Raw genomic sequence first — 18,413 nt, 5'->3', positions numbered from 1 at the left:
AATGGCTTAATGAAAAGAGGAATGCTATGAAATCCACCCGTAACAAGAAGCTCATCGTATTTATACCTGCGCATAATGAAGAAGACAATATTGCGAGCGTCATTGAGCGCGTCCCGAGACACTTCCATCCGAGCTATGACGTGCAAGTCGTCATTATCGACGATGGATCGAAGGACCGAACAGTAGCGGTGGCTAGGCAGGCTGGAGCTGATTATGTATATTCTTTTGGAACGAACAGGGGATTAGGGGCTGCCGTTAGAGAGGGACTTAGGCAATGCTGCCTGCTGGATGCGGATATTGGCTTGATGATTGATGCAGACAACGAGTATCCGCCCGAGCAAATTCCTGAGGTTGTCGCTCCAATTATAGATAGAGTGGCAGACTACACATTCGGTTCGCGGTTTAAAGGGAGCATTGCAGGGATGAAGCTGCATCGCAGGCTAGGCAATTACTTGTTTACGCTGCTCCAGTCCGTGCTGCTGCGCAAATGGATATATGACGGCCAGTCCGGCATGAGAGGCTTTTCTCGGGAAGCGATGGAATGCGCGGAAATTATTCACGATTACAACTATGCCCAAGTGCTGACTTTGAATTTGCTGAGGAAGGGCTTCCGTCTCCAAGAGGTTCCTATTGCTTACAGGGTGAGGACACAGGGACAGTCCTTCATTAAATTTCGTCAATATGTCACATCCGTCATACCGGCTATTTATAAGGAAATGAAGCGTCCTGCCCTTCGCACCACCTATGTTGCACCGAACAGGCAAGTGCATGAAGCTCCGAGTCAGCAAGCGTTGCGGTAACCGGACTAGAGGAGGTCAGGAAATCGTGCATCGACTCGTCCGCCATTTATCGATAAGTGCAGCTTCTATTTTCCTTATTATAATCTTCTGTTCTAATTTGTTTTTTGCCAGCCCTTTTGTACGCTCATGGGACGAAGTGGATTTTGTACTCGCGGTGGATCGGTACGACTTGCTGGCCATGCAGCCTCATTTTCCGGGGTACCCGTATTTCATTGCAGGAGCAAAGCTGGTTCATAAGTGGGTGACGGACCCAGTTCAATCCTTGATGATTTGGAATGCAGCATTAGCTTTAAGCGCAGCGCTTCCTATTACTTGGCTAGCCAGGCGATACATAGGGCTGGCCCCTGCAATCTGGACAGCTGTAGGTATTCTATCCTTGCCGTACTTGTGGCTTATGGGCTCGCGTCCCATGTCAGAATGTGCGGGAATCGCCGTGCTATGGTGGTATCTCTGGAGTGTGCGATGGGCGGCAGATCGCCCGCATTCCAATGCCCGCCTAGGGGCAGTGCTGCTATTATTTAGCATCCTAATGGGAATTCGATTATCTTACTTCCCTTTTGGCATTGCCTTGGTGCTGCTGCTAGTCTTCCAATACACGAGTCTTGCAGACAGCCGCACTAGGCTGCGAAGACTGATTATGGCGATTGCAGCCGCTGGAGGCGCCCAGTTCATTTGGATCGCAGGGCTAATCCAGTCCGAAGGCACGCTGCAGGGGTTTTGGAAGCTGTCCATCGCATTTGTTTCGGGACATTTCTCCGAATGGGGCGGCGGGGTCGCAGACTTGAAAGTACCAATCGTCACACGATTTGTAACGCTCGTCACCGATCACCTGATTCGGGATGTATGGTTTAGCCGTTCGGCAGTATTGGCTGTGTTTTATATATTGCTTTTAGCTTTGACTGGTTTGGGTATGTGGAAGCTAAAAGGCGGCGTTGAGAATTCTTTTTCCGATAGAAAATTCGGCAAATGGCTGCTGGTTTGTCTGATTGCCTACGGGGTTTGGGTTTTATTAGGCCAAAATATTGAAAAGCCCCGCCATATTGCACCAGTTGCTGGTCCAATGCTTCTGGTCCTTTATACTGCAGCTTTTAGAACGGCGCAATTATTAAGCAGAGCTTCGGACGGCATCCGAGGCTGGCAGTGGGGCAAGGCTGCAGCGGCAGCGATCTATCTGGCCTTAGCTGCCGTAATCGCCATTCAATTCGCGGTTGGAGCACATCTGCTTAAGCTTCAAGCCGAGCAAAAGCCTGCTGTCTATCAATTGAACGACTATATGGAATCGTTGAAGCAACCGCTCGTTCTGTACACTTGGGAAGAAACGCGGGTACTCCGCTACTTGCAAGCGAGCTACGAGCATCGGAAGATTTTGACCTTCGATTATTTTCATTCGCTAGCTCAGACGGGAACAAGGCAACGGGTGTTTTTGACGGATCATGTGTTGGAAGGTTTTGTGCAGCAGCATGAAGGTGCGGGTTTGCAAGTCATTCCTATTGCCGAATTTGTGTCAGAGGATTTATTTGACCCGGTTTATTCACGGATTACCCTTTATGAATGGATGAGACCGGGGGAGCAACAAATGAAAAACGAGTAAGACAGAAGGAGAGTGTACAAGTGTCAAAATGGTTTCGATGCGGGCTGGCGGTGGTTGTATTATTGCTATGGCTCTCACCGGCTCAGGTTTCGGCGTACTCCTATGGGGATGCTAATACGGAGGATGTTGCCGAGACCTTCAAGCTCATCGTCAGTTCAGCAAGCGGGAGTAATCCTGATTGGAAAAGTATCGAAGAGGCTCATAAAGTAAGGCGCTCGGAGATCAAATCGCATTTTGGCGAAGCCGTTGCGATTACGCTCGACAAAAATGTTGAAGCGAAGGACAGCAAGCTATTAACGGCTAACTACAAAGCCGTTCTAGTTATGAATTTGGATCGCCGATTCACGTATGCGCTGAAGGATGTGAGCGACTATGCCGGTGCCAAGCTGCTTCTGGCCAAAGCGAAGGCAACCTTTGATACGTTATCGCCCTATATGGAATCCGGCACGGATGATCTCAATCATGCTTTCGATGAAGCCTTGGAGGCGCTCGGCAATCCCGGTTTGTTCGGGGTAGGAGAGAAGGAGGCCGATCCGGAAACCTTTAAACAAAAGGTAAACTTTATTTACGGGAAGGTTAAGCCGCAGTTTCCTTACAAGGCGTATGTTAAGCCGGCAGCTGCAGAACTAGGCAAGGAGAAGCCCGTTAAGGAACCTGCTGCTGCTCCGAAACCTATCGCTACACAGAAACCGACAGCAAGCAAGGCACCAGTATCTACTGTTAAGCCTTCCCCGAGCGAGAAGGCTGCTGCTGTAGAAGAAGAAGCGGCAGCAGCCTCGCCAACACCGAGCACAGCTCCAAGCTCCAATCCGGAGCAATTGGTATCGGCAAGCCCGGAGGCAGAACCAACGGCTGAGGCACCGGCAACCGAGGGATCAGGGGAAGAACCTGCAGCATCCGACGCAACCGTTAACCAAGGAACATCGGAGGAAGTGTTAGATGAGCCGAGCTCCTCCGATTCAACGGTTGCTGCATCTGAGCAAGCGGCGCAGGAAGAGGGGCATGCTCCGATGGAGCGGACGGACAAAACGAATTCATTCGTTACGCTATTCGCTATCGCGGGCGTCATTATTGTTGGTGCCGGGGTTATATGGTTTATTCGTAAAAAAGGTTTATTGTAAAAAAAACTTTATTTAGGAGAGATGAAAATGCGTAAATTATTATCCATCTTAGTCAGTCTATCATTGGTTCTTTCTTCCTTCTTTATGTTGGCTTCCGCGGTTAGCGCGGAATCGAAATTCAAAATTACTGAGGATGCGGATATCGCCGCAAAAATAAAGGCTTTTACGGAAATCAAGGCTTTGTTCACGGACAAGACGGATCTTAAAGCAGTTCAACAATTTTACGTGGATAAGTTCCAAACGGATGTTAAACGAATTGACGCTACAATCAAGCCTGACGATCCTAAGATCGATGAGAATATTTCTTTTGTGCTGGACAATGCCATTAAAGGAACGCTTTCTGCGGGTCAAGCTAAGCAAGCTGTAGATAAAGGGCTCCAATGGTACTTCTACTTCAGTTTACGTGATTTGATCAGCAAGAATGTAAGACCGGCACTGGCGAAAGAAGATTTCAATTCCGCAAAGACTGAATTTTACAAGGTCGTGCAAATTTATGAAGGTGTCATTCAAAGTACAGTAACCAAACGGGATAGTGCGTACGGACTAGACATGGTCGGCATTCTGAAAGGAACAATCGAGCAGCTGCTGAAGGATCTAGAAGATAAGAATGTAAATGATTTCAACGTGCATCGGCAAGTTTTGGATAAAACAATAATCAAAACTTACACGCTTGCAACCTTTACTTATGCAACGAACATTCCTACCAAGCCTGTCGCTGACCAGCCGACTGCCGTTACGGAAGGCTACTTCCTTTTCCTCCCTGTATACACCTATTTAAGAGGAGGAAGCGTGGAGGATGCAAATTACGTTTTGAATGCATTCGCATCTGGAGATGCTAGTAAAGTGGATAAAGAAAAAATTCAGGCAGCTCTACAGCGTACGATGATTGGCAAAGTATCTGAGTACGTAACGAATGCATTTGCGAAATTAGCTGACGGTGATCTGCAAGGCGCACGCGGCTATGCAATGGAAGGCAATATGTTCTTGTCTACACAGGAAGTATTCTTCACGAAGGAAGAATATGCAGCAGCAGCGGCGTATGCACAGAAGTTCGCTGACGCTATCGATAAGTCGGATCTTCCTTCAGCCAAAGCTGCTTCCTTTAAAATGCTGAAGTACCTTGTAGTGAAAGACGGCACTCAAATTGCAGTCAATGAAAAAACGTATAAGGTCGATGGACAGTCCCGTACGGCGGTAAGCGCCCCTTATATCAATAAGAAGACTTCCCGGACACTGGTTCCCGTTCGCTTAATTGCAGATGCGATCAATGCTGAAGTAAGCTACGCGAATAATACGAAGACGGTTACGATTGTAAAAGACGGCAAAAAGACCGAGCTGAAGGTTGGTTCCGATCAAATCGTTCAAGACGGTAAACTTAACGAAACGGTTAAGCTGGACCAGTCGGTCGTTGTGGAGAAAGGCAGCTCGTTTATTCCACTGCGCGCAGTCGCTGAGTTGTTCGGAAAAGGCGTTTTCTACGAAAAGAATGAAATCATTATTCTCAGATAATTCATAATCTCGTAACGGGAGACGCCTGCGCATATAACGCAGGTGTCTTCCGCCATTATATTTTACAAAAAGAACGGGGGCTTAAAGATGAATTTGCAGTCCTTTCTGATTACGTTTCGTGAAGCGCTCGAAGCCATTTTAATTGTGGGTGTTATCATGACCTATCTAAAGAGGATTGGCCAGACGCAGTGGAACAAATGGGTTTGGGTCGGAGTTGTCCTCGCGCTGGCGGCGAGCTATGGCACCGCATTAGTGTTTCAAACGGTATTAACCGGATTCGGAACGATGGGCAGCCAAAATTATTTGAAGATTGGCATTATGCTCGTCTCCTGCGTACTTCTATCTCATATGGTCTTATTCATGAGCCAGCAAAGCCGGAATTTGCAAGGACAGGTCGAGAATAAAATAGCCTCGATCCTTACCGTCGGCGGGGTGCTGAATATGATTATCCATTCCTTCCTGGTTGTCGTAAGGGAAGGCGTGGAAACCGTGTTTTTTTTCGCTGCGATTACAGGCGGAGATATCCAATTAGCGTTGCAAAGCTGGGGGGCGTTGTTCGGGCTCATATTAGCTTTCGTTGTAGGCTATTTATTTTTTAAAGGAACGAAAAAAATTCAGCTTAAAACCTTTTTCCGTATCACCAGCATATTCCTGGTCATGATTGCAGGAGGACTGCTTGTACAAGCTGTCGGGATCATGCAGGATATCGGAATGATGGGCACGCTCTTCAAAACGCCTGGCGGCGAGGTTGGCGAGATTTACAACCTGACTGCGTTCATGCCTGAGCATCCTCTTGACGAAATGCAGTATATTCGCGATAACGGCGAGCACCCCTTGATTAACGGGCAAGTTGGCATTTTCTTTAAAGCATTTCTCGGCTATACACAAAATCCGTCCATTGAAGAATTTGTCCTATACTGGGCATATTATCTGATAATACTCATTCTGCTTGGTTTGCAGAAAAAACGATACGAGAGCACGCAGTCTACAGAGTCTCTATAAGGAGCGTGGGGAAGATGAAAATCGGAATCATAGGCTTTGGCCATGTCGGTAAAGCGATGTTCAAACTATTCCCGGATGCGACGGTTTACGACGGGCCTTTGGGAATGGGGAGCCGGGAGGAGCTTTCCTGCTGCGATGCCGCATTTATATGCGTGCCCACGCCTGAAGCAGCAGACGGCAGCTGCGACACCGCTACTGTGAAGGAAGTACTAACTTGGCTGGATGCCTCGGTTATTATTATTCGATCTACCGTCCCCGTTGGTTTCACCGACAGTCAGATTGAGGCAACAGGCAAAAGGATTGTCTTTCAGCCCGAATATTACGGAGAAACGGCAGCGCATCCGTTCACGGACCTCGCTGCGAGAAGCTGGCTGACGCTTGGCGGTTCATCAGGGGATGTTAACCTTGCCGTAAAAGCTTATCAAAGCGTATGCAACGCGGAGGTTAAATTCGTGCTAACGGAGGCTCGTACCGCGGAGCTGGCGAAATATATGGAAAATTGCTATTTGGCGCTGAAGGTAACTTTTTGCAATGAATTTTACGATATTGCGCAAGCTTTTGATGTCGATTACTCCAGGCTGAGGGAAGTGTGGCTGGAAGATCCAAGAATAGGCAGAAGCCACACCTTCGTCTATGAGGACAATCGCGGCTTCTCCGGAAAGTGTCTTCCTAAGGACTTGAACGCGATTCTCCATCAAGCGGACGAGAAAGGCATAAATGTAGGATTAATGCGGTCTCTGCGGCTTAGAAATGAACAATTTATTAAAAATAATGATTGAATGGCATACGGTTATCGAATAAAATATATATAATAATGATAATCATTTTCAATAAAAGGAAAGTATAACCTATACAAATGTTACGGCCAATATCAGGACATGGCTTTAGTCTTGCGGGGGGAAAAGGCGTAATGAAAAAAGTATTGCTAATTGAAGACGAGAAAAATATGTCGCGATTTATCGAGCTTGAACTTCAGCACGAGTCTTTCTCTGTAACGGTTGCTTCTGAAGGCCATGTAGGGCTGAACTTTGCGCTCACTGAAGATTGGGATATTATTCTCCTCGATATTATGCTGCCTGGCATGGATGGTCTCGAGATATGCCGGCGGGTTCGTTCCCATAAATACACGCCTATTATTATGTTAAGCGCAAGAGACAGCGTATCGGAACGTGTACACGGACTGGACTGCGGAGCTGACGATTATTTGCCAAAACCGTTTGCTATAGAAGAGCTGCTGGCACGGATGAGGGTAGTGTTTCGAAGACAGCGGGAATTGTACAAGGAAGATGAGAAGGATCGGCTTCCCATCCTCGCCTATTTGGATTTGAGCCTGGATCCCAATAGAAGAATGGTTTGCCGAGCGGGTATGCCGATCGAACTGACCAAACGCGAATATGATCTGCTCACGGTGTTTTTAAGCAATACGAACCGGGTGCTTAACCGTGAGACATTGTTGGATAAAGTATGGGGCTTTGAGGTAGCTGTTGATACGAATGTTGTGGATGTATACGTTAGATATTTGCGTCGCAAGATCGACTATCCGGGTGAAACCAGCTATATACAAACCTTGAGAGGGATCGGATACGTGATGAGAAAATGAGCTTGAAAAAATGGACGAGCTTCTTCTTTCGAATGCCGATTAAGTTCAAGCTGACATTATGGTCAACCGTGCTCATTATGGTGCTGTTCGTCGGATATAACACGCTGCAGTACGTCATTATGGAGAAATGGATTATTCATCGCGAGAAGAAGAACGTGCAGAACAGCATGAATGAAATTTTGAACTATTTTCTCGAACAGGAAGAGGAATTTAAGCCCGAAAACAAGGTGAATATAAGGAATTATTTGGATAAAATAAATCGAGACGATCAACGGATTCGCATCATTGGAGCCGATAATATTCCCCTCATAACGATAACCAATAACGTGCCGGACGATTGGATGAAGCACCAATCAAACTCGCAGCAAGAGATTAGTATTTACAGGCAGGACGGATACTCCTTATTGGTCATGAAAAGTCCTCTAACGATATTCGAGTTTTCCGGCTCAGTGGAAATTGTAAAGAGCTTGGCACAATTCGAGGATTTAACAAAGACAATATCACGGGTTATGTTTTATTTCGCTTTAGGCGCAGTCTTGTTAAGTTTTTTGGTCGGTTGGCTGCTTACGCGAAGTATGCTTAAGCCGCTGCAGGCGATGGCTCAGACTATGAGAGACATCAAGAACAAGGGGATGCAGGAAAGAATGCGGCCTGCTTTAAATGGAGATGAAATATCAACATTAATGATGATGTTTAACGATATGATGGACCAGGTAGAGGATTCATTCCGTCAGCAAAGCAGGTTTGTCGAGGATGCTTCCCACGAGCTGAGGACGCCAGTGGCCATCATCGAAGGCCATCTAGCTCTGCTGCGCAGATGGGGGAAGGAAGACCCTGTTATTTTGAGCGAATCGCTTGATGCCTCACTTCAAGAGTTTGCAAGGCTAAAGGGGCTTGTCTTGGAATTGCTGGCCTTATCTCGCGCTGAGCAGGATATTCATGTCTACGAGTCATTGCTGACCAATCCTTCGAAAGTAATAGAAAGAATTGTAGATCGCTTCGCTCTGATTCATCCTGATTTCGAACTGGAAACCGATTTGGAGCGGATTGCTGGCACGAGCTTGATGATTTCCAACGAGCATCTGGAGCAAATTTTACTCATTATTTTAGACAATGCCGTTAAATACTCTCTGCAGCATAAAGTCATATCCGTCAAAGCCTACGCGAGTGAGCAACAGATGGATATTGAAATCGTCGATTATGGCATGGGGATTCCTGCTAAGGATTTACCGTACGTTACGGACAGGTTCTATCGAGTAGATAAAGCAAGATGCCGTGATCAGGGCGGCAATGGGCTAGGTCTTGCAATTGCCAAGAGATTAATTGACCGCTATCAGGGTACGCTTGCCCTCCGTTCCGAGGAGCTTTCCGGTACAACGGTAACCATCAGCTTGCCTAGTCTAGTTCACGAATAGAAACCGGGTACGGTAAATGATTGAGGAGGAAGAAGCTTGAGAAAGTTGTTGATCGTATTATTTCTTTCTATCGTCTGTACGGCATGCGGGCTTGGAGGCGGCAGCGGGGAACCTCAAAATCATTCCGAGCCAATTGTACACGAGACAGATAAGGAACACGGCGATGTCACGGTATATACGGCTAGGCATTATGAGGCCGATTCTGTCATGTTCGAGGCTTTTACGGAGAAAACAGGAATAAAGGTCAATGAAATCAAAGGCACGGCGGAGGAATTGGTAGCTCGGATAAAGCAGGAGGGAGAGGATTCCGAGGCGGATTTGTTCTTTACCGTTGACGGAGGCGTCTTAAACTATGCCAAGGGCGAGAATGTGCTGCAGCCGCTGCGCTCCAAAGTTATTGACCAGCAAGTACCGGCCAAGTGGCGTGATCCGGAAGATGTCTGGATTGGCGTTGCTACGCGGGCCCGGGTCATCGTGTATGCGAAGGATAGGGTTAAGCCGGAAGAATTATCGACATACGAAAGCTTGACTGAAGAAAAGTGGAAGGGCAAAGTGCTGGTTAGATCGTATTCCAATCTATACAACCAGTCATTGCTTGCTTCATTTATTTCTATAAACGGAGAAGAGCAAGCAGAGCAGTGGGCCAGAGGAATCGTGAACAACTTCGCGCGTAAGCCGGAAGGCGGGGATCGCGACCAAGCTAGTGCCATTGCTGAAGGCATCGGTGATGTGGCTATTATGAATACTTATTATGTGGGGCAGCTTGCCGCCTCTAAAGATGCCGAAGAAGTACGAATAGCGGAAGGCTTGGGTGTTTTTTTTCCCAATCAGGAGACGACGGGTACACATCTCAACATCAGCGGGATCGGGCTCGTTCGCCATTCGAAGAACAGAGACAATGCATTAAAGCTGGTTGAATATATGACTAGTAAGGAAGGCCAAACGCTATTGGTGCATGGGAGTTATGAATTCCCGGTCAATGAAGAAGCAGAGGTGCCAGCGCCTATCAAATCCTGGGGGGCTTTCAAGTCGCAGCAGCTTGATTTCGCTGATATGGAAGTTTACCGGCAAAAGGCGATTGAAATCTTTAAAAGAGTGAATTGGACTTGATGACGTAATTAGGTGGAACATGGCGTTTATCAGACGCTAAACGGGTTACGATTGCTCAATAAACATAAGAAACGGCTGCCGACATAATGGCTGCCGTTTTTTTTAACTTACGAGCAGGTCAGTTGCCCTAATCCTTTGAACGCCTCGAGCTAGTAGTAGTAGACCTCGCTATTTAAAAATTGATACCATTCACCACAAAGTATTTCATTGTAACACACCGTAAAGTATACAACAAGAAAGAAAATATTCATCCTTAATGCCAACTCTCCCTAAAAAGAATAAAAGGTGCATTACTGCTGGTTTTTTCTAACCATTAACACATAGAAGACGTTTACATACCAATTTTTGCTGGTTTAATGCTCTTATAAAAGATATTTATAATACATATGAGACTAACAAAAGGGAGAGATAATAGATTATGAAAAAAGGATTTAAAACAAAAATCGCAATCTTGATGTTAGCCGTCAGTTTGCCAGCTTCCTCATTATTAGCGAGTGTCGATGCTGCTTCATCTGTAGATGCCAAAAGAAATAAGGTTGTCCAAACAGCACTGTCTTTGAAAAATAAGGTCGAATATGTAAACTGGAAAAATAGACAAGAAACCCGTGCACCATATAGAACAGACTGTTCGGGCTTCACATATCTTGCGTACAGACTTGCAAATGTCGGTGTCAAACTTGTTAATAAAGATGATGACGATCAAGCAAGAGTTGGTCAGAAGGTTTCATGGAGAAACTTAAAAAAAGGCGACCTGGTTTTCTTTTGGCTCAACAGTAAAAACAAAAAGGATGTCGGTCATGTTGGAATCTACATTGGCGACGGAAAAATGATTCATAACATTACCGCCAAGAGAGATGTTATTATTACAAACATTTATAAAAACAACTATTACAAAGATAGATTTATTGTAGCAAGACGGGTAATTAAGTAGGAGCGCGATATCTTTAAGATTTGAAGGAAAAAAGATCACTCAATCCTCAAATGGGATTAGGAGTGATTTTTTTCGTTTTTATTTTCCGAATAAGAAGGATTAGAACGGGGAAATTAATAGTCTATATAGATGTAAGCGTCAAATAGCCCCCACCTTGTCATCAGATGAGAGCTAGGATAAGCTGGATTAAGATTTAAACACGTGGCAAGTCAGCGGTAGTGATGTTGACCAAGGCAACAGCTTGTCTAGCGTTTCCGGATTTTTCGGATCTGGGAGCTGCGGGAATGGTAACCGTTTTATGAGAACTTTAGCATAATAAAAGAGCCTGTTTTTGTTAAACGGCTCTTTTCGGGCAGGCTATTTAATTGTGCTTCTTCATAGCCAAGATTTCAGACTCAGATAACCCTGAGGCTTTAGCGATTATGGAGATTTCGACACCATGAGAGAGAAGCTCTAAAGCCATTTCAACTGTTTTTCTTCGTTCACCACGAGCTTGGCCTTCAGCTAGTGCCCCTTCAATCATAGAAGCCTCATCATGCAGGTATTTCTGTCTGTCTTCATACAATCTGCGGGCCTCTGCATCCTGACTAAGAAATTCTAACGTATCCATAGCCTTTTTCAATACTGGTTCGTTCATCGTCAGCACCTCCCAATTGGATTTATCGACACCCTTCAAGAACAGTAACCAATTTATCAATCCGCCGCTTTCGACGGGGGCAGCGTGCTCACCGAGCTTTGGCAATTCGAGAAAATGTAGTTCTATATCATCAATAAGTGGAATGCCAGTACGGTCTTCACGTAAATGAAACACATTATGATATTGATCGTTTGGCAGGAATGAATAATTTAATATGTTGATGGTCACGCATTTTTTCAACACTTTATAGGATTGGCTCTCTTGTAACTGTCCGCTGTATAGCTTGCTCCAATAAAACATGGTTCGTTTCTCAGTGTCATATTTGTTGAACAGTTGCATCTCAACATTGATGAGTTCACCTTCGGCTGTTTTACCACGCATGTCAAGAATGGACTGCTTATCACGGGGAGCGTCCTTTTCGGTATAAGGATTCAACAGAATGATTTCGGTTAGCGGCGGCCTACCAGCATCGATAAATGTTGTGTTTAAGAATGCAAGCAACACATCCCGGTTTTCTTCACTACCGAAGATGCGTTTGAATAAAAAATCATTTCGAGGATCGAGCAGTCTGTTCATCCGTAATCAACTTCATTCATTATTAGTATATCACGTAGCAAAGTTCTTAGACACATCAAGCAGACACGCTTGTTAGTGAATTCGCGTATCTGCTTGATCAGTTATAAGCTATTGTAAGGAAATATATGAACCATCCGAGTTTACCATATCAATCGTTGCGGTGAGCCATATCACACTGGTGGTTGGGGTCGGGTGGCGGCTTTTTTTCGGCGGATCGAGTGTGGGAACCTCCCAAACGCAATGGGCATAAGCTGATTATATATGTCGATTTGAGAGGATGTCTTGTACATGTTTCCTTATCTCCAAGAAATTCATCAATTCCCCAATCCTGATTATTGGTTTACGCCCCGCCGTTATTATAATTCCCCTTATTCTGAAGGATGGTGGCTCAGGAGCAATGGTGGCCTCGAATGGGATGAAAGATACCGTGTACCCGCACAACAACGGCTTACCTTCGTGCTTGTACATGGCTCTTGGTCTGACTCTCACTTCTGGGACGGCGTAGCGGCGGTGCTGCGCAGTCAAGGGCATGCCGTCTATACGCCGGAATACGCAGGTCACGGCAAAGATCCGAACAAAGATGTTACGCATGCGATGATCACGAAGTCCGTCGTTGATTTCATAACGAAACTGAACCTACGCAACTTCGTTCTCGTCGGGCACAGCTTCGGCGGAACTGTCATCCAAAAGGTTGCAGAACAGGTACCGGATCGCATCAAGCGCCTCGTCTTCTGGGACGCGTTCGTACTGAAAGATGGTGAATCTCTTGCCGACGAGTTACCGCCTCAAACGAGACAAGGATTCGAGCAACTCAGAGCCGGCTCGAAGGATGATACGATCATGCTTCCGTTTCCGCTGTTTCGGGATTTGTTCGTCAATACGGCCACATTGGAGGAAGCCAGACGGATGTATGCAGGTGTCACTCCGGAACCGGCTAGACCGTTTTTCGAGAAGCTGGATCTTAAAGCGTTCTATGAGTTGCCTATACCGAGAAGTTATGTATATTTTTATCAAGATAATGCATTGCCACAAGGAGAGGGCTTCGGCTGGCATCCGCATATGTCCACACGGCTCGGCCAATTCCGCCTTATCGTTGGTGATGGGGACCACATTACGGATACTCGCACAAGGCCGGAGATGGTGGCTCAGAAGTTTTACGAGGCGGGCCGGGACTGACGTGCTGAAGAGCATTTTATTGTGTGGACAGAGCAAGATCGATCCGTAATCCGCCAAGATTCGTGAAATGATCGAAAAGGTAACTGCTAAGCTAAGGGATAACAATAGTCAGGAGGAGTTGCATTTTCTAAAAGCATCTCCTCTTTGATTTATTCAGGTATATTGAATAAACTGTAAGGGATATCAATGAAAGGACAGGTGTGAAATGAAGAAAAAGCAGCGGTAAAATTAGATGATCTAATAAATGAAATTGAAATTCAAATGGATGAGACCGTTACATATATATACCAAGTCAGGACGCAACTAGGCTTTGTTTTAATACGACTATACTTACAAAATATGATAGGAAGTCTATAAATGCAAACAACTTATAAAATAACACTTCGGCTATTAGTTATAGTAGCATTATTGGTAGTTTCTATTGGATGTTCCAATACGGAACCTAAGGTTGAAAAAACAACGAAAAATGAAGTCTTAAAATTATCAAAGCCTCAGCAGTTGCAAGAACTACCTTTTGAAAGTGGAATAGGACGAGCAATTATTATTTTTGAAGAAAGTGGTGCTGATTGTATTATTTACGCGGAAGGATTGAATCCTGGAGAAAAATATACAGTTTCTCTAATAGTAGATAATGGTATCTCTTCTGGAGTGATGTTTGGTCCAATAGAGAACGTAAATATAAGGGTTGGATCACTGGAAGATGAAGTATTATTTAAGCCGAATTCTGAAGGCGAGCTATTCGTTTCTATGCGTAACCCAATTCGAATTTTTACAGCAGCAAAGGAAGAACTATTATTTAAGATAGAATCTGAAAATAAAAAAGTAAGTATGAAGACGGTTCCCTTTTTAGTTAACAAATAAAGAGTATAGCACAGTCTCTAAACTAACTGGAAGTATAGTTCAATAATCACGTACTACTAAGTCTAATGGGTTTCAAACTAAACTATAAAAGCGTGATGATTTTATGTTCACTGTTACTGTGGAGATGACTCAGGAGCGAAAAGATCAGTTACTTGACTGGATAACCTCTCATGGGAAGGAGAGCGTCATCGATTTCTCATGTGGCCTTATTAAGAATATTTATCTATCATTTTATTTAAATAATCTCGAAATTCTTCAACATATGTTTTGGGCTCTACTATTTCTAGATTTGTACCGAAACTTGCTAAAAATTGAAATCCAATTTTGAGGAACATAAATTGTTGCTAAGAAATATTCAGAACTATAGTTTTCAATACTATTTCGACCGTACCTTTGAATGAATTGATCTTTTACGCTAGGTGAAATCAACGCCTTAATAGCGACTAGTTGCGGTTGATAACTTGCTTCATGCTCTTGTTCTAATAGATAATCTCTAGGGTTAAATGTTTTTTCATCCATATTAAGATTAGCAATCCTATATAATTTAAATGTTCTATATTTCTGACGATGTAAACAGAATCCCTTCAAATACCAACTCGTTTCGCTAAAATGAAGCTGATATGGCTCGACAATTCTATTCGTTTTAATGCCATTTTTATCAATATAATCAAATGAAATTAACTTTCTCTTTAATATTGATTCTTGACATGTCTGCAAGGTTTGAAGAATCTCAGACCGACCCTCCCAATCATAAAATGACATGTTAATGGAACTTTTCCAGGATGCTGAGCCTATCATCGCTTCCATTTTTTTAAGAGTTAGTTCTACTTCATCACTAAATAGAACTTGTCCCAATCCACCCAGTGCTGTTAAGATATTTTCTAAGTCTTTACTGCTTAAAAGCCGTTTGTCTAATTTGTATTCATCCATAATCCCGTAGCCGCCGTGAACTCCATTTATAGAATAAATAGGTATATTAGAAAGACTCAGGGTTTCCATATCACGTAGAATCGTTCTTTTAGACATGTTAAATAATTGTGAGAACTCGGTCGTTGAAACAACATCCTTTTGCAGCAAAATCATTACTATAGATATTAACCTTTCGATTTTCTCCATATTATCCCTCCGGCTCGAACCGTAATAAGCCAACCCATTTATGAAAACTCACAAAACCTTCTGAGAATCCTTTTTAGACAAAAAAATAAATTTATACAAAGCTATAATAGGTGACAAATAAGCTGTCACCTATTATAGCTTATACTTCATGTATTACAAGAAGGAGGTTTTTTCATGTCAGTTATTGCATATTTAAACTTTGATGGGAATACAGAGCAGGTCATTGCGTTTTATTCAGAGGCTCTGAATTCAAGTAAAGTAAAAAAAGTGAAATTTAAGGATATTCCACAAGATCCAAACTACCCTTTGCCAGAAAATGAGTTGAATTTGATTATGGAGTCATCTTTAGAATTCGCTGGTGGAAAAATAATGATGTCGGATATTCTGCCTTCGATGAAAAAGGTAACGGGCGAGTTGGTTATAGGCAACAATATACTAATTAGTATCGTTATTGATGATAAACAGACACTGGAAAATTACTTTTCTAATTTGTCTGAAGGTGGTTATGTTATCATGCCGTTATCAGAAATGCCTTGGTCTTCCTGCTTTGGAATGTTGGTTGATAAATTTGGTGTTGTTTGGAAGTTCAATAGTGACGCAGATAAGTTTCTTGATAGAGTTATATCCAACAAACAGTAACTCATTCAAAAAAATGGTCTTTCAATAGCGGCAGTCTTGGGCTCTATTTTCTAGTCCAAGGCTACCGCTGTTTTTATAGTTGGGGCCAGTCTAATACTTATTTTACGACTGACGGTTTTACTATTTGAAAAGCCGCCTGGATATGCATATTTTTTTCACACAAGTAACCTGGCTCGTCGTTCAACTAACTGGGAACTTTACGATAATGATAGGTGATATACTTCTTGTCAAGAAAGCTCAAAAAAACCTATGGTGCAATTTGGAATGATGGAGGGTATTAATTGACATCTATTATTAATAAACATGGCTACGAGTTTTTAGAGTGCATGTCAATGAATGAACATGAACTAATAAATTATAAGCCGTTGGCAAGTTCATACGCAGTGGTTAGCTTCTATGATATGGAGAAAACAGTGGGAAGTGCCAGCCGGGGAATAGATGATGGTGAAACAGCTAAAGAATGCGCGATACGAGAGCTTATAGAGGAAACAACGCAGGTTGTCCACGATATGGATTTTAAAGGTTTACTGAAGGTTAGGAAACCAGATAGAGCAATTAAGTATAATCCGATTTACTTTGCTGATCTGGAATACATAGTTCCGATTAAAGAAAATGATGAAATAGATAAATTTTTTTTCTGGAATTTAACCGATGATGTTGGCTACATTGATGAAGTCGACTTGGCAGCCCTTGAGTGGTGTAAGTCTTTAGACTAACTTTTCAGTCATGCTCAATATAAAATGATATAATTCATGACATAATCAAAGTTACGAAAAAGAGGGAAACCATGAAGAAAAGATTGAGAAAAAAATTGAGATTACCCTGGATACAAAGGTATAACGTCTTACTAAAGACCATTCGGTTAAGTCGCAAGAAACATAAAAACTCATGTTGGTATGTTTTAAGATATAGTTTTTTACCGATTGGTGAACATGACTACAAATCCTTAAATAGTGAATATTGGAATGAAGAAACCCAAGTAAGTGATTACTCCTTTGCATCGCACTGGTTAATCGCTGTGTATTGTTTTGATGAAAATAGTTTTAGAATTCTTACCTTCCCTTGCTCAAGCGACGGAAGCAGTCCTACCATTTCACCAGTACACATATCTAATTATGGTCGATTTCCGTGTAAAGAGGCTGTTTTTGCTGGTTTTGATGAAGCAAGTCAAAAAATACTAAAAGATGTTTATTGGGTCTAAAGAGTGATATTCGTTGAACGGGCAGAATTGTTGAAATATCATGACAATTATTTGAAGCTCTGCTAACCTTTAAGGAAAGGATTCAAAATAATTGAGCGGGGGAATTCATCATGACATGGATACTACTTATTGTGCTTGCTTACACATCAATAATATATAGAATACACAGACGTCTGAACTATTTGGAAAATGAAGTGAAAAGATTGGGTGGAGAAAAAGATATAGATTAGAATGGAACAATTCGCTGAACTAACGGGACATGATAGTTGAACGTCACAAGGGAGCATATCAAATGGCTGCTCCATTGCTGCATTGAAGTAACTGGCAGAATAATACCTGTTGCTAATTCCAAAAAAGGTGGATAAATAGGTGCGCATTGACTTGAAGGTTTTAACGAAAGTTATTAATAACTGGGACCCTATTGGTCTTTTAGAAGGAGGAGCTCCAGAAGACGAATACAGTATTGAAATAAGGGAAATTGCAGAGCAATGCTCCTTGTGTAAGTCTGAAACAGACTTTGCGAAACTTATTTACACAGTGTTCAACGACAAAATGAGTGTAAAACTAAATCATCTTGCTTGTTTAAATCAGGCATTTAAAATAACTGAACAAATGAAATAATAGCAACAGTTATTCAACTAATGGGGTTTCAAACTAAACTATAAAGAGTGATGATTTTATGTTCACTGTTACTGTAGAGATGACTCAGGAGCGAAAAGATCAGTTGTTTGACTGGATAGCCTCACATGAGAAGGCTACAGTTGAAACCGATCAGGGGATAAAAGCAGGGCTAAAATGGATGGTTGATAAGTTGGTGTTAAAAGAACATCTCTACTCAGAGATGGCTGTAACACTTCCTATTATTATCAATCAATCTGTTATTAATGAATGCAAGAAGAAATTTGAAGAAAATTGGATTCATGCGTTATGGAACAGTGGTTTTGCGTTGGCAATTATTGCGGTTTTCGATCTATTCAACATTCAAATTGTGGAGTTTCCAACTGCAAAAAGGACTATAAGCCATTGAACTAACCGGAGAACGATAGTTCAATAATGAAGGCGTGGCTGCGCTGTCAGGTGCAGACTCTTTTCAGATAACAGGTAGTTATGTTCAAATAAAATCATATA

General features: G+C 43.1%; 18 protein-coding genes and 1 pseudogene. 17 read left to right on the top strand and 2 right to left on the bottom strand.

The genetic code is table 11. The features are described from left to right. The first annotated feature begins 26 nt into the window (after positions 1-26). The 10 genes from AC2TDN_RS14845 to AC2TDN_RS14800 all read left to right on the top strand — a co-directional run bounded on the left by AC2TDN_RS14845 (position 27) and on the right by AC2TDN_RS14800 (position 11,079). Positions 27-800, top strand: coding sequence for a glycosyltransferase family 2 protein (locus AC2TDN_RS14845; RefSeq protein ID WP_484688541.1), 774 nt, complete (start codon positions 27-29; stop codon positions 798-800). Between the two features lie 25 nt (positions 801-825). Then, positions 826-2,391 (top strand): nucleoporin-interacting protein, encoded by a 1,566-nt coding sequence (locus AC2TDN_RS14840; RefSeq protein ID WP_484688540.1) that lies wholly within the window; start codon positions 826-828, stop codon positions 2,389-2,391. Between the two features lie 20 nt (positions 2,392-2,411). Next, positions 2,412-3,512 carry a hypothetical protein gene (locus tag AC2TDN_RS14835; RefSeq protein ID WP_484688539.1) on the top strand — a complete coding sequence of 367 codons (1,101 nt, stop codon included), beginning with the start codon at positions 2,412-2,414 and terminating at the stop codon, positions 3,510-3,512. Positions 3,513-3,539: 27 nt separating this feature from the next. Then, positions 3,540-5,021 (top strand): stalk domain-containing protein, encoded by a 1,482-nt coding sequence (locus AC2TDN_RS14830; protein WP_484688538.1) that lies wholly within the window; start codon positions 3,540-3,542, stop codon positions 5,019-5,021. Between the two features lie 87 nt (positions 5,022-5,108). After that, positions 5,109-6,023: an FTR1 family iron permease gene (locus tag AC2TDN_RS14825; RefSeq protein WP_484688537.1), complete on the top strand. Its 915-nt coding sequence runs from the start codon at positions 5,109-5,111 to the stop codon at positions 6,021-6,023. A gap of 14 nt (positions 6,024-6,037) precedes the next feature. Further along, positions 6,038-6,802 (top strand): Rossmann-fold NAD(P)-binding domain-containing protein, encoded by a 765-nt coding sequence (locus AC2TDN_RS14820; protein WP_484688536.1) that lies wholly within the window; start codon positions 6,038-6,040, stop codon positions 6,800-6,802. A gap of 131 nt (positions 6,803-6,933) precedes the next feature. Then, positions 6,934-7,623, top strand: coding sequence for a response regulator transcription factor (locus tag AC2TDN_RS14815; protein WP_484688535.1), 690 nt, complete (start codon positions 6,934-6,936; stop codon positions 7,621-7,623). Between the two features lie 2 nt (positions 7,624-7,625). Then, entirely contained in the window at positions 7,626-9,038 is a 1,413-nt protein-coding gene (locus tag AC2TDN_RS14810) for a HAMP domain-containing sensor histidine kinase (RefSeq protein ID WP_484688534.1), read from the top strand. 36 nt (positions 9,039-9,074) lie between these two features. Next, positions 9,075-10,148, top strand: coding sequence for a Fe(3+) ABC transporter substrate-binding protein (locus tag AC2TDN_RS14805; protein ID WP_484688533.1), 1,074 nt, complete (start codon positions 9,075-9,077; stop codon positions 10,146-10,148). A gap of 418 nt (positions 10,149-10,566) precedes the next feature. Further along, the gene (locus AC2TDN_RS14800; protein WP_484688532.1) at positions 10,567-11,079 is read left to right on the top strand and encodes a C40 family peptidase; all 513 of its coding nucleotides are present in this window, start codon (positions 10,567-10,569) and stop codon (positions 11,077-11,079) included. 361 nt (positions 11,080-11,440) lie between these two features. On the opposite strand, the gene AC2TDN_RS14795 is transcribed toward AC2TDN_RS14800, so the two are convergent. Beyond that, complete coding sequence (locus tag AC2TDN_RS14795; protein ID WP_484688531.1) at positions 11,441-12,292, bottom strand: Rpn family recombination-promoting nuclease/putative transposase; 852 nt, start codon at positions 12,290-12,292, stop codon at positions 11,441-11,443. Positions 12,293-12,580: 288 nt separating this feature from the next. Between AC2TDN_RS14795 and AC2TDN_RS14790 the strand changes: the two genes are divergently transcribed. Then, complete coding sequence (locus AC2TDN_RS14790) at positions 12,581-13,468, top strand: alpha/beta fold hydrolase (RefSeq protein WP_484688530.1); 888 nt, start codon at positions 12,581-12,583, stop codon at positions 13,466-13,468. Between the two features lie 357 nt (positions 13,469-13,825). Continuing rightward, entirely contained in the window at positions 13,826-14,329 is a 504-nt protein-coding gene (locus AC2TDN_RS14785; RefSeq protein ID WP_484688529.1) for a hypothetical protein, read from the top strand. Positions 14,330-14,538: 209 nt separating this feature from the next. On the opposite strand, the pseudogene AC2TDN_RS14780 reads toward AC2TDN_RS14785, so the two are convergent. Then, a pseudogene (locus tag AC2TDN_RS14780) lies at positions 14,539-15,445 on the bottom strand (helix-turn-helix transcriptional regulator). Positions 15,446-15,619: 174 nt separating this feature from the next. Between AC2TDN_RS14780 and AC2TDN_RS14775 the strand changes: the two are divergent. From AC2TDN_RS14775 to AC2TDN_RS14755, 5 genes are all read left to right on the top strand, one after another. Further along, on the top strand, positions 15,620-16,084 hold the full coding sequence (locus tag AC2TDN_RS14775; RefSeq protein WP_484688528.1) for a VOC family protein: 465 nt from the start codon (positions 15,620-15,622) through the stop codon (positions 16,082-16,084). 281 nt (positions 16,085-16,365) lie between these two features. Further along, positions 16,366-16,800: an NUDIX hydrolase gene (locus AC2TDN_RS14770; RefSeq protein WP_484688527.1), complete on the top strand. Its 435-nt coding sequence runs from the start codon at positions 16,366-16,368 to the stop codon at positions 16,798-16,800. Positions 16,801-16,871: 71 nt separating this feature from the next. Then, the gene (locus AC2TDN_RS14765) at positions 16,872-17,285 is read left to right on the top strand and encodes a hypothetical protein (protein ID WP_484688526.1); all 414 of its coding nucleotides are present in this window, start codon (positions 16,872-16,874) and stop codon (positions 17,283-17,285) included. A 369-nt stretch (positions 17,286-17,654) separates the two neighbouring features. Continuing rightward, positions 17,655-17,906, top strand: a complete 252-nt coding sequence (locus tag AC2TDN_RS14760) for a hypothetical protein (RefSeq protein WP_484688525.1) — start codon at positions 17,655-17,657, stop codon at positions 17,904-17,906. A 58-nt stretch (positions 17,907-17,964) separates the two neighbouring features. Continuing rightward, positions 17,965-18,312 (top strand): hypothetical protein, encoded by a 348-nt coding sequence (locus tag AC2TDN_RS14755; RefSeq protein ID WP_484688524.1) that lies wholly within the window; start codon positions 17,965-17,967, stop codon positions 18,310-18,312. The last annotated feature ends 101 nt before the right edge of the window (positions 18,313-18,413 follow it).

It is taken from the genome of Paenibacillus sp. Y660, assembly GCF_057221575.1.
This window is presented reverse-complemented; position numbering and strand designations above follow the sequence as displayed.